Here is a 12,790-nt window from a genome sequence, read left to right as displayed (position 1 = left end):
CTTGTTACCACGTGATCTATATGAGTCGAAGTTTGCTACTCATGGGTGTTAAGTCGCTTTTACTATCCTAACACACTCATTAGATTAAAGATTGGTAAGTACATTGCGACAACAAGCCCTCCTACAACGGTGCCCAGAAAGACAATGATCAGCGGTTCCAAAATCTTACCTAAGTTATCGACGGTATTGTCGACTTCAAATTCATAAATAGTCGCAACCTTGTTGAGCATGTCGTCTAAATTTCCCGATTCCTCACCAATCATCACCATCTGTAGCACCATTTCAGGGAACACGTCTGTATTACGCATCGCGATATACATTGGCATACCTGCCGCTGTCTCACGGTGAACTTCTCCAATCGCAACCTCATAATGAAGGTTACCCGCGGTTTTTGCTGTGGTTTTAAGGCTAGTCAAGATCGGGATACCTGAACTGAAACTAGTAGAAAGAGTTCGACTGAATTTGGCGATAGAAGCTTTAGATAGAACCGTACCGAGTATGGGAAATTTTAAACTGAGTCGGCTGGTGGTTAATCTGAGTGAGTAGGAGCGCTTTCGCAGTAATTTAAAACTAATCATTACAACACTAACGGCAATCAAAGCGTAAAGACTATAAGCTTGCATCCAATGTGATAACTGCAAAACTTGCTGGGTAAACCAAGGGAGATCAGCGCCAAAACCTGCAAACATGGATTCAAATTCTGGAATAACCACGGTTAGCATTAGGTAAGAAACCGATAAAGCAACTAACACCACCATAGCAGGGTAAATGAGTGCTTTGATGACTTTTGAGCGGAGTTGTTCACTCTTTTCACGATATGTCGCCAAGCGATCAAAGACTTGCGCAAGGTTACCTGAAAGTTCGCCAGTTGCGACTAAGTCGGTATAGAGCTCATCAAAGTGGCTACTGGCCGTACGCATCGCTCTTGAAATAGGAGTGCCGGCTTCGATGCCTTTACAGATATGCGACAGAATAGATTTCATTTCAGCTTTGCGGTGGTTATCTGATACCAATTTAATCGCCTGCACGATTGGCACTCCGGTGGTTAGCATAGTGGCAAGCTGGCGAGTCAAAATTGTGATGTCTTTTGCTTTGACGCGATGCGTTAAGCGTGTAATGGCCGAGATATTTTTCTTTTTGATTTTTTTTATCTGGATATGCTGTTCATTGAGTTTCTCTCGCACTTCCAATTCGGTTAACGCTAAAGTTTGGCCAGACACTTTCTTACCTGAGCTATTTATACCTTTCCAATGGTAGCTTTTTAATTGTGACTGTTTGGGCTGAATACTCATTTGTTCTCCATTGGACTATATGTACAGAACACGCTGTAGTTCTTGGTAGCTGGTGATACCTTCAAGCAGCTTATCAAGCCCTGATTCTTGTAGGGTTCGCATACCTTCCCGACGAGCAAGGCTTTCAATTGTTAGCGCGTTAGGCTTGTTGATAAGGCTGCTTTTGAGTTGGTCGGTAAACGGCATCACTTCGTAGATACCGACTCGGCCAGAATACCCTTGAGTACACTCATTGCATCCTTGTGGGTTGGCTTTGTAAATGGTTTGGCTGTTGGGAATAGAGTGACGCAGAAATATGTCCGGCGAATCATCCACCGTTTTGCAATGGTTGCACAAGCGTCTCGCGAGTCGCTGAGCAATAATTAGGCTTAATGATGAAGCAAGGTTAAAGGGCTCTATCCCCATGTGAGCGAGTCGAGTGACGGTTTCTGCGGCAGAGTTTGTATGCAGTGTTGAAAGGACTAAGTGGCCAGTTTGCGAGGCTTTGATCGCTATCTCTGCGGTTTCTAAGTCACGGATCTCTCCGACCATCACGATGTCTGGGTCTTGTCGTAAAAAGGATCGTAGTGCTTCAGCAAATCCAAAGCCGATCTTGGGTGTGACTTGTACTTGGTTGATACCGCGTAAGTTAATTTCGACCGGATCTTCTGCGGTAGAGATGTTGCGTTCTGTGGTGTTGAGAACTCGAAGGCCAGTGTAAAGGGAGACTGTTTTGCCACTGCCGGTTGGCCCGGTCATTAAAATCATCCCTTGCGGTCGTTTCAGTGCATTAAGATAGAGTGCTTTTTGTTCTTCGCTGTAGCCGAGTTTATCGATATCTAAATTGGCAGCGCTACTGTCTAGCAGACGCAGTACGATCTTTTCTCCCCATAAGGTTGGTAGCGTCGATACACGCATATCAATCGCAAGCTCATCATTTAACCGCAACTTGATGCGGCCGTCTTGAGGCAATCGACGCTCGGCAATATCCAACTTAGCGAGAATTTTTAAGCGGGCGGATAACCGACGACTTAAATGAGAAGCGGGCTGTTGAATTTCGACAAGGATGCCATCGCAACGCAGGCGAACTCGATAGTTTTCTTCATAAGGTTCGAAGTGGATATCAGAGGCGCCTTTACGCACCGCATCAACCAATATTTGGTTGATAAAACGGCTCACAGGGGAATCATCTTGGCTGAGGTCTTCAATTGACGTGATTTCATCGTCAGAGACTTCAACCAGGTTGGCGAGTTCATCTTGAGTGATCTCTTTTCGCTTGGAGTCTTGTCCGAAAATCGAGCGGCCATACAGTTTGCGTATCGCGCCTTCTAATTCTGAATAATTAGCGACGACGAGTTCAATTTGCAACCCTGTCGCAAATCGGAAATCGTCTTCAGCGTGTAAGTCGGTCGGGTCGGCAGAGGCGAGCGTGAGCGTAGAACTAGAAACGGCAATCGGAATAGCACAATACTTGGTGATCAGCTCACGAAGCCCTAGCTGTTCACACAAGGTTTCGTAGTTGGTATTGGCGAGTTGTACTAACGGTAAACCGAAAATGGTTTTGATATTGTTTGCTAAGGAATCGCCGGTGAATAAATCAAGAACGAGTAAAGCTTCAGGCGTAGAAACACCTGAAGCTTGTACATATTCCGCAACGGCTTGTTCTTGTATCAGGCTAAGAAAATTAGCCTGACGTAGAACGGTTGGGAGGTTGGTTAGCACTTATGAGCAACCGTTTATACTAACACCTGCCGATACGGTTAAAGCACAAGTCCATGCACCATTTGTAGCATCTCTTGATAGGATGACTTTAGAACCACGACCACCACCTGATGTTACTTCAACTGTAACGTCATTAGATGCTACTGCAACAGTTCCCAGAGAGAATGGAGTTGCATTAACCGCTGCTGAAGTTTGCGGGTAATCACCATTAACAGCAATATAATCTTCAACATTTGTTTTAAGTGCAGTGGCTGTTGCATATGCAGCGCCTGCGGCTCCTTTTTTTACGTAGGTCTGATATTGTGGTATCGCAATCGCGGCTAATACTCCAATCACGGCCACCACAATCATCAATTCAATTAACGTAAAACCTTTCTGATTTGTTCTTTTGTTGTTCATTTTTCTCTTCCATTATTTGGTTTGTTTCAGTGCAAGCACTGGTTGATGGAGAGAATATAAGTCGAAATGGAGAAGTGGAATGGTGTGCAGGTGTGGTCGCGAGTGGTTTGGTGTTTTATAGTGTCACGTTGCATATCTAGCGCAAAATTATGCGATCAACTTAAACTAGCTACTTGGTATATTGATAAGACAAGCAATAAAAAAGGCATCGCCTATAGCCATGCCTTGGTAGTTAAAGTATTGATAGTTAAGTATATTAACCTGTAAATCTCATCGATAAATCCATTGCTTTTAGGTGCTTGGTTAGCGCACCTACAGAGATATAATCAACCCCTGTTTCAGCGAACTCAGCTATTGTCTCTAGAGTGACGTTACCTGAGTTTTCAAGTGCCGCTCGGCCAGCGTTGATTTTAACGGCTTCGCGCATCATGTCGGTGGTGAAGTTGTCTAGCATGACGATGTCTGCGCCTGCGGTGATCGCTTGCTCTAGCTCTGCTAGGCTCTCTGTTTCAACTTCTACAGGCTTGCCTGGGTTCAGCTCTTTTGCCGTAGAGATAGCTTTTTCAATGCCACCACATGCAATGATGTGGTTTTCTTTGATTAGGTACGCATCGAAAACGCCAATACGGTGATTAAAACCGCCGCCACAAGCGACCGCGTATTTTTGTGCGCTGCGTAGGCCTGGAATGGTTTTACGTGTATCTAACAGGCGGCATTCTGTGTGTTTGATTTTATCGGCGTAGATTGCCGTCGCTGTTGCACAACCTGATAGTGTTTGGATGAAGTTCATTGCGTTTCGCTCACCCGTTAATAGTGCGCGTGCTGGACCTGTTAATGAACAAAGCGTTTGATTTGGCTCAACCTTGTCACCATCTTCTACGTTCCACTCGATAGTGACTTCACCGCCCAATTGCTTAAACACTTCATCAGCCCAAGCTTTACCACAGAATACGCCGTGCTCTCGGGTAATGATGGTTGCGCTATTGATTGCGTCTGCAGGGATTAGACTTGCCGTAATATCAGCCGCTGGATCCAACGTTCCGCCTAGATCTTCTTTGATGGCATCCGCGACGGCACGTGTGATCTCTAGAGGCAGTTGCTCTTTTAAGTAGTCGAGGCGTTGGTGGCTGTTATGTGTGTTTTTCATCGCAAATCTAATCTTGAAAGGGAGTGGGAATGGAATGATACTCTTGCTTAACTTCAAATTAAAGAGGCTAGCGCGACTGCTCTATGGGCAAGGTCACAATCTTATTGTGCTAGCGGAAAAGAAAGTGAGACCAAGATGATGATCAGTTCCAACGGATGGTATGACAACGCTCGACATGCTCCATCCCCGTATTTTGATTCAAGACCGGATTGTGAGGACATCTCTCTGCTGGTGGTTCACAACATCAGTTTACCGCCGGGTCAGTTTGGTGGGCCCTATATTGAGCAATTTTTTACTGGGAACCTGAACCCCAATGCCCATCCTTTTTTCAAGGTGATTCATCAGATGGGCGTTTCTGCTCACTGTTTAATTCGTCGTGACGGTGAAGTGGTGCAGTTTGTTTCGTTTCTTGATCGAGCTTGGCATGCTGGTCAGTCTAGCTTTTCCGGGCGTGAAAAGTGTAACGATTACTCTATTGGTATTGAATTGGAGGGCAGTGACTTTGTCTCGTACACCGAGCTGCAATATCAATCTTTGGCACAATTGACCAAGACTCTAATGTCGAGTTTTCCAGCGATTACTAACCAGCGAATTACTGGACACCAATATATCGCGCCCCTTCGAAAAACTGATCCAGGCTTGGTTTTCGATTGGCAGAAGTTTAAAGGAAAGCTCAAGATTTAGGCCTAAACCTTAATAGAATTCAGTTTGTACTGAGCCTTAAGTCGTCAACATTTAGTATAATCACTTGTGAATTTTTGTTGTTGTTATGTAAAGGAAGTGGTTGAGGAGAGGGGATCAATAAATTGAGAGTGTGACGGGCCTATCAAACACTCAGATATTAATATTTATGAACAGTATTTTACTCTCAATTGTGCTCTTGGTTCGATTTTTAACCAGTTTAGGCTAGTATTCCTGAAACAATTCATTTTTATCCTGAAACTTTCTAGCACGAAAGCTCCCCAAAAGTATTACTCCTGTAAATGGTAAGACCAATTTGGTTGCTGTTTTAAATTTCATTTGTTAAATCGTGGTTAATTCATGCTGCATTCTATGATACAGGTCAACTTTAGGCTGGACAGTGGCGTTTTAATTATGTTAATTTCTGCTCAACTTAAAATTGGTATTACCAATTGTCAGCGAAGAAAAAGAAGAACAATAAACTATGGCTTATCAAAGGATTCGTCAGCCAAAACTCTCCGATGTTATCGAGCAAGAGTTAGAAAGGTTGATTGTGGAAGGAACACTGGCTCCAGGGCAGCAACTGCCGCCTGAGCGCGAACTGGCGAAACAGTTCGATGTGTCTCGTCCTTCAGTCCGAGAAGCGATACAACGTTTAGAGGCAAAACGCTTGCTTACTCGCCGTCAAGGTGGAGGTACGTTTGTTAGCGAAAGTATCTGGAAAAGCTTTTCAGATCCTTTGCTTAATTTGTTGTCCTCCCATTCTGAAACCCAACTAGACTTGTTGGAATCGCGTCATGCGATGGAAGGGATTTCGGCTTACTTCGCGGCATTGCGTGGCACCGAAGAAGACTTTACTCGAATTCAAGCATGCCAAGAAAAAATTCATGGTGCGCAAGATAAGGGTGATATTGAAGCCGAATCTGCAGCGGTGATGGCTTTTCTTGTTGCTTTAACAGAGGCAGCGCACAATGTAGTGTTATTGCACATTGTTCGTAGCTTGGCTCCGTTACTTGAACAAAACGTCTTAGAAAATTTAAAGCTGTTGCATCGTCGTAAAGACGTTGTGGAGAAAGTGAGTATACATCGAGCTAACATTGTAGATGCGATCGTTTCAGGACAGCCAGAACAGGCGCGTGAAATGTCACATTCTCATTTAGCTTACATCGAAGAAACATTGCTTGATTTGACGAAGGAAGAATCGCGTCGCGAACGTTCTCTACGTCGAATTCAACAGGGTAAATAGTCGTAATACTTCGGCTGTTTACGTGTTTAGTAGAATCCAACTAACAAAAAGGATAGATCGCCATGTCTGACATGAAGCATGACGTTGATGCTCTGGAAACTCAAGATTGGTTAGAAGCTCTTGAGTCAGTAGTACGTGAAGAAGGTGTAGAACGTGCACAGTTTTTACTAGAACAAGTTCTAGATAAAGCGCGTTTAGATGGTGTTGATATGGCTACAGGCATCAACACAAACTACATCAACACAATTCCAGCAGCACAAGAGCCAGCTTACCCTGGTGACGTAACTCTTGAGCGTCGTATTCGTTCGATTATTCGTTGGAACGCAATCATGATCGTATTGCGTGCTTCTAAGAAAGACCTAGACCTTGGTGGTCACATGGCTTCTTACCAGTCAGCAGCAGCGTTCTATGAAGTTTGTTTTAACCACTTCTTCCGTGCTCCAAACGAGACTGACGGTGGCGATTTAGTTTACTACCAAGGTCACATCTCTCCTGGTATTTACTCTCGTGCATTCGTTGAAGGCCGTCTAACTGAAGAGCAACTAGATAACTTCCGTCAAGAAGTTGATGGTAAAGGTATCCCTTCTTACCCGCACCCTAAACTGATGCCTGAATTCTGGCAGTTCCCTACTGTATCTATGGGTCTAGGTCCGATTTCTGCTATCTACCAAGCGCGCTTCCTTAAGTACCTTGAAGGTCGTGGCCTGAAAGATACTTCAGCGCAACGTGTATACGCGTTCCTAGGTGACGGTGAGATGGATGAGCCAGAATCACGTGGTGCTATCTCTTTCGCTTCTCGTGAGAAGTTAGACAATCTATGTTTCCTAATCAACTGTAACCTACAGCGTCTAGATGGCCCTGTAATGGGTAACGGTAGCATCATTCAAGAACTTGAAGGCCTATTCAAAGGCGCAGGTTGGAACGTTGTTAAAGTTATCTGGGGTAGCAACTGGGACTCTCTACTTGCTAAAGACACGACAGGTAAGCTTCTTCAACTAATGAACGAAACTATCGATGGTGACTACCAAACGTTCAAGTCTAAAGATGGTGCATACGTACGTGAACACTTCTTTGGTAAGTACCCTGAAACTGCTGCACTTGTTGCAGACATGACCGATGATGAGATCTTCGAACTGAAACGTGGTGGCCACGATTCTTCTAAACTGTTCTCTGCATTCAACAATGCAAAAGAGACAAACGGTAAGCCAACTGTAATCCTAGCTAAGACTGTTAAAGGTTACGGCATGGGCGAAGCTGCAGAAGGTAAAAACATCGCTCACGGTGTTAAGAAGATGGACATGACTCACGTTCAATACCTACGTGATCGTTTAGGCCTACAAGAGCTTCTTTCTGATGAGAAAGTCGCTGAACTTCCTTACCTGAAACTGGAAGAAGGTTCTGCTGAGTACGAATACCTACACGCTCGTCGTAAAGCTCTACAAGGTTACACGCCAGCACGTCTGCCTAAATTTACGCAAGAGTTCAAGGTTCCGGAGCTAGACGCATTCGCACCTCTACTTGGTGAGCAGAAGCGTGATATCTCTACCACTATGGCTTATGTACGTACGCTAAACATCCTGCTTAAAGATAAGAATATTGGTAAGAACATTGTTCCTATCATCTGTGATGAAGCTCGTACATTCGGTATGGAAGGTCTATTCCGTCAGGTTGGTATTTACAACCCACAAGGTCAAGAATACACACCTGAAGATAAAGGCATCGTTTCTTACTACAAAGAAGCGACATCAGGTCAAGTTCTTCAAGAAGGTATCAACGAGCTAGGTTCTATGGCGTCATGGCTTGCGGCTGCAACGTCATACAGCACAAACGATCTGCCGATGATCCCGTTCTACATCTACTACTCAATGTTCGGTTTCCAACGTATTGGTGACATGGCATGGCTAGCAGGTGACCAACAAGCTCGTGGCTTCCTACTAGGTGCGACTGCTGGTCGTACAACACTGAACGGTGAAGGTCTACAGCACGAAGATGGTCACTCGCACATCCAAGCGAACACGATCCCGAACTGTATCTCTTACGACCCAACGTTTGCTTACGAGCTAGCAGTAATCATGCAAGACGGTATCCGTCGCATGTACGGTCCTCAGCAAGAGAACGTTTACTACTACCTAACAGTAATGAACGAGAACTATGCAATGCCTGCAATGCCAGAAGGCGCTGAAGAAGGCATCCGCAAGGGTATCTACAAGCTTGAATCTCACGTTCCTCAAGGTGATAAAGCGACTAAGGGTAAAGTTCAACTAATGAGCTCTGGTACTATCATGAACGAAGCGCGTAAAGCAGGTGCAATTCTAAGTGAAGAGTACGGCGTAGCATCTGACGTATTCTCTGTAACGTCGTTCAACGAACTTACTCGTGACGGCCAATCGGTAGAGCGTGACAACATGCTTCACCCAGAAGCTGAAGAGAAAGTACCGTACATCACAACAGTTCTTGGTAAAGAACCTGCAATCGCAGTGACTGACTACATGAAGAACTACGCTGAGCAAGTACGTGCGTACATGCCAACTGAGTCTTACAAAGTACTTGGTACAGATGGTTTCGGCCGTTCTGACAGCCGTGCAAACCTACGTCGTCACTTCGAAGTTAACGCTGGCTATATCGTAGTCGCAGCTCTAACTGAACTGGCTAAACGTGGTGATATTGAGAAATCTGTCGTTGTTGAAGCAATTGCTAAGTTCGATATCGACACTGAAAAAACTAACCCGCAATACGCATAAGACTGGCATTAAGGTAGGAAAAAACAATGACAATCGAAATTAATGTACCAGATATTGGTGCTGACGAGGTTGAAGTAACTGAGATTCTTGTAAACGTTGGCGACAAGGTTGAAGAAGAGCAGTCACTGATCACTGTTGAAGGCGACAAAGCTTCAATGGAAGTTCCAGCGTCTCAAGCGGGTATCGTTAAAGAGATCAAAGTAGCGGAAGGCGATTCAGTTTCTACTGGTTCTCTTATCATGATTTTCGAAGCCGAGGGTGCAGCTGAAGCTGCACCTGCTCCAGAGGCAGCTCCAGTAGCTGCGCCTGCAGCGGCAGAGCTTAAAGAAGTTCACGTTCCTGATATCGGCGGTGATGAAGTTGAAGTAACTGAAATCATGGTTGCTATCGGTGATGCAGTAGAAGAAGAGCAATCTCTTCTTACTGTTGAAGGCGACAAGGCTTCAATGGAAGTTCCTGCACCATTCGCTGGTATCGTTAAAGAAATCAAGATCGCTTCTGGTGATTCAGTTTCTACGGGTTCTCTAGTGATGGTATTTGAAGTTGCTGGCTCAGGCGCAGCAGCTCCTGTAGCAGAAGCAGCACCAGTTGCAGCGGCTCCAGCAGCATCTGCTGAGAAAGAAGTAAACGTTCCAGATATCGGTGGTGACGAAGTAGAAGTTACTGAAATCATGGTAGCGGTTGGCGATACAGTAGAAGAAGAGCAATCTTTAATTACTGTTGAAGGCGACAAAGCTTCAATGGAAGTACCAGCACCATTCGCTGGTACAGTAAAAGAGATCAAGATTGCAGCGGGCGACAAAGTGTCAACTGGCTCTCTAATCATGACTTTCGTCGTTGAAGGCGCAGCTCCTGTTGCTGCACCTGCACAAGCAGCAGCTCCAGCTCCTGCGGCGGCACCTGCTCCTAAAGCAGAAGCACCTGCAGCGGCTCCAGCAGCATCAGATGACTTCCAAGAGAACGGCGAGTATGCTCACGCATCTCCAGTTGTTCGTCGTCTAGCTCGTGAGTTCGGTGTAAACCTAGCAAAAGTTAAAGGTACTGGTCGTAAGAGCCGTGTACTTAAAGAAGACGTTCAGTCTTACGTTAAAGATGCACTTAAGCGTCTAGAGTCTGGTGCAGCGGCATCTGGCAAAGGCGGCGACGGTTCTGCTCTTGGTCTACTACCATGGCCAAAAGTTGATTTTAGCAAGTTCGGCGAAACTGAAGTTCAGAAGCTTTCTAAGATCAAGAAGATCTCTGGCGCAAACCTACACCGTAACTGGGTAATGATCCCTCACGTTACACAGTGGGACAACGCAGACATCACTGAGCTAGAAGCATTCCGTAAAGAACAGAACGCAATCGAAGCGAAGAAAGACACTGGCATGAAGATCACACCACTTGTGTTCATCATGAAAGCTGTTGCTAAAGCGCTAGAAGCATTCCCAGCGTTTAACTCTTCTCTTTCTGAAGATGGCGAAAGCATCATTCTTAAGAAGTACGTAAACGTGGGTATCGCAGTTGATACACCAAACGGCCTAGTTGTTCCTGTTTTCAAAGACGTGAACAAGAAAGGCATTTACGAGCTATCTGAAGAACTAATGGTTGTTTCTAAGAAAGCACGTTCTGGCAAGTTAACAGCGGCAGACATGCAAGGCGGTTGTTTCACAATCTCTAGCCTTGGTGGTATTGGCGGTACTGCATTTACACCAATCGTAAATGCTCCAGAAGTAGGTATCCTAGGTGTATCTAAGTCTGAGATTAAGCCTGTTTGGAATGGTAAAGAGTTCCAACCACGTCTACAGCTTCCACTGTCTCTATCATACGACCACCGTGTGATCGATGGTGCAGAAGGTGCACGCTTCATTACTTTCCTAAACAGCGCGCTATCTGACATTCGTCGTCTAGTACTGTAATTGAGAAAGTAATTATTAAGGTGACTTTCGAGTCACCTTAATTCTTTATATAAAGACTATTTTTAGAGAACAGTTTCCTGCATTTCTCATAATCTGACGGGGAATTGTTGTCTAGCTCACAGGCTAACTTAAAGCTACTTTCACACTGTTAACATCTCTGTAAAATGTTTCCTGTTTGAAAGCCCAATAATTTTAAGAACATCTACTCAGCCTGTTAGGGATAATGACTACAAGAGGTCACAATGAGCAAAGAAATTAAAGCCCAAGTTGTTGTACTTGGTTCAGGTCCTGCTGGCTACTCAGCGGCATTCCGTTGTGCGGATTTAGGTCTAGAAACAGTACTAGTTGAACGTTACAGCACTCTTGGTGGTGTATGTCTAAACGTTGGTTGTATTCCATCAAAAGCACTTCTTCATGTTTCTAAAGTAATCGAAGAAGCAAAAGCGATGGCAGAGCACGGCGTTGTATTCGGCGAGCCACAAACGGACATCAACAAGATCCGTATCTGGAAAGATAAAGTCGTTGACCAACTTACTGGCGGTCTTGGCGGTATGGCTAAGATGCGTAACGTGACTGTTGTTAACGGTTTCGGTAAGTTCACAGGTCCTAATAGCATTCTTGTTGAAGGCGAAGGCGAAGCAACGACGGTTAACTTCGACAACGCAATCATCGCTGCGGGCTCTCGTCCAATCAAACTTCCGTTCATCCCACATGAAGACCCACGTATTTGGGATTCTACGGATGCACTAGAACTCAACGAAGTACCAGAAAAACTGCTTATCATGGGCGGTGGTATCATCGGTCTTGAGATGGGTACGGTTTACCATTCTCTAGGTTCTAAAGTTGAAGTTGTTGAGATGTTCGATCAAGTTATCCCTGCGGCGGATAAAGACATCGTTAAAGTTTTCACTAAGCGCATCAAAGACAAGTTTAAGCTTATGCTTGAAACTAAAGTGACCGCGGTTGAAGCAAAAGAAGATGGTATCTACGTTTCAATGGAAGGCAAAAAAGCACCAGCTGAAGCTGAGCGTTACGATGCTGTTCTTGTTGCTATCGGTCGTGTTCCAAACGGTGCACTTATCGACGCTGAAAAAGCGGGTATCGAAGTTGATGAGCGTGGTTTCATCAATGTTGATAAGCAAATGCGTACTAACGTTTCTCACATTCACGCAATCGGTGATGTTGTTGGTCAACCAATGCTTGCTCACAAAGGTGTGCATGAAGGTCACGTAGCTGCGGAAGTTATCTCTGGTAAGAAGCACTACTTCGACCCGAAAGTAATCCCATCAATTGCGTACACTGAGCCAGAAGTTGCTTGGGTAGGTAAGACTGAGAAAGAAGCGAAAGCGGAAGGCCTGAATTACGAAGTCGCTACTTTCCCTTGGGCTGCTTCTGGTCGTGCAATCGCTTCAGACTGTGCAGACGGTATGACTAAGATGATCTTCGATAAAGATACTCATCGTGTAATCGGTGGTGCTGTTGTTGGTACTAACGGTGGTGAGCTTCTTGGTGAAATCGGCCTAGCAATCGAAATGGGTTGTGATGCAGAAGATATCGCTCTTACTATCCACGCTCACCCAACTCTACACGAGTCTGTTGGTCTAGCTGCGGAAGTATTCGAAGGTTCAATCACTGACCTTCCAAACAAAAAAGCAGTAAAAAAGAAGAAGTAATTCTTCTTTAGC

8 protein-coding genes and 1 pseudogene are annotated in these 12,790 nt (G+C 44.9%); 5 read left to right on the top strand and 4 right to left on the bottom strand.

Annotated features, from left to right (window positions below; translation table 11 throughout):
* Window positions 1-62: 62 nt before the first annotated feature.
* From ACED48_RS04580 to nadC, 4 genes are all read right to left on the bottom strand, one after another.
* The gene (locus ACED48_RS04580) at window positions 63-1,292 is read right to left on the bottom strand and encodes a type II secretion system F family protein (RefSeq protein ID WP_017056609.1); all 1,230 of its coding nucleotides are present in this window, start codon (window positions 1,290-1,292) and stop codon (window positions 63-65) included.
* A gap of 15 nt (window positions 1,293-1,307) precedes the next feature.
* Window positions 1,308-2,993 (bottom strand): type IV-A pilus assembly ATPase PilB, encoded by a 1,686-nt coding sequence (gene pilB / locus ACED48_RS04575; protein WP_017056610.1) that lies wholly within the window; start codon window positions 2,991-2,993, stop codon window positions 1,308-1,310.
* On the bottom strand, window positions 2,994-3,392 hold the full coding sequence (locus tag ACED48_RS04570; protein ID WP_017056611.1) for a prepilin-type N-terminal cleavage/methylation domain-containing protein: 399 nt from the start codon (window positions 3,390-3,392) through the stop codon (window positions 2,994-2,996).
* Between the two features lie 256 nt (window positions 3,393-3,648).
* Window positions 3,649-4,539 (bottom strand): carboxylating nicotinate-nucleotide diphosphorylase, encoded by an 891-nt coding sequence (gene nadC / locus ACED48_RS04565; protein ID WP_017056613.1) that lies wholly within the window; start codon window positions 4,537-4,539, stop codon window positions 3,649-3,651.
* An 83-nt stretch (window positions 4,540-4,622) separates the two neighbouring features.
* Here nadC and ampD point away from each other — a divergent pair.
* From ampD to lpdA, 5 genes and pseudogenes are all read left to right on the top strand, one after another.
* Window positions 4,623-5,223, top strand: a pseudogene (gene ampD, locus ACED48_RS04560) (1,6-anhydro-N-acetylmuramyl-L-alanine amidase AmpD).
* 481 nt (window positions 5,224-5,704) lie between these two features.
* Window positions 5,705-6,466: a pyruvate dehydrogenase complex transcriptional repressor PdhR gene (gene pdhR, locus ACED48_RS04555; RefSeq protein WP_017056615.1), complete on the top strand. Its 762-nt coding sequence runs from the start codon at window positions 5,705-5,707 to the stop codon at window positions 6,464-6,466.
* Window positions 6,467-6,528: 62 nt separating this feature from the next.
* Window positions 6,529-9,207, top strand: a complete 2,679-nt coding sequence (gene aceE / locus ACED48_RS04550) for a pyruvate dehydrogenase (acetyl-transferring), homodimeric type (protein ID WP_017056616.1) — start codon at window positions 6,529-6,531, stop codon at window positions 9,205-9,207.
* A 26-nt stretch (window positions 9,208-9,233) separates the two neighbouring features.
* Window positions 9,234-11,105 (top strand): pyruvate dehydrogenase complex dihydrolipoyllysine-residue acetyltransferase, encoded by a 1,872-nt coding sequence (gene aceF / locus ACED48_RS04545; protein WP_017056617.1) that lies wholly within the window; start codon window positions 9,234-9,236, stop codon window positions 11,103-11,105.
* Window positions 11,106-11,347: 242 nt separating this feature from the next.
* Window positions 11,348-12,778 (top strand): dihydrolipoyl dehydrogenase, encoded by a 1,431-nt coding sequence (gene lpdA, locus ACED48_RS04540; RefSeq protein ID WP_017056618.1) that lies wholly within the window; start codon window positions 11,348-11,350, stop codon window positions 12,776-12,778.
* The last annotated feature ends 12 nt before the right edge of the window (window positions 12,779-12,790 follow it).

The organism is Vibrio sp. 5S239 (assembly GCF_041439575.1).
Taxonomy (GTDB): Bacteria; Pseudomonadota; Gammaproteobacteria; order Enterobacterales; family Vibrionaceae; genus Vibrio; species Vibrio kanaloae.
Note: the sequence above shows the minus strand (reverse complement) of the source record. Positions and strands in the feature narration are given on the sequence as shown.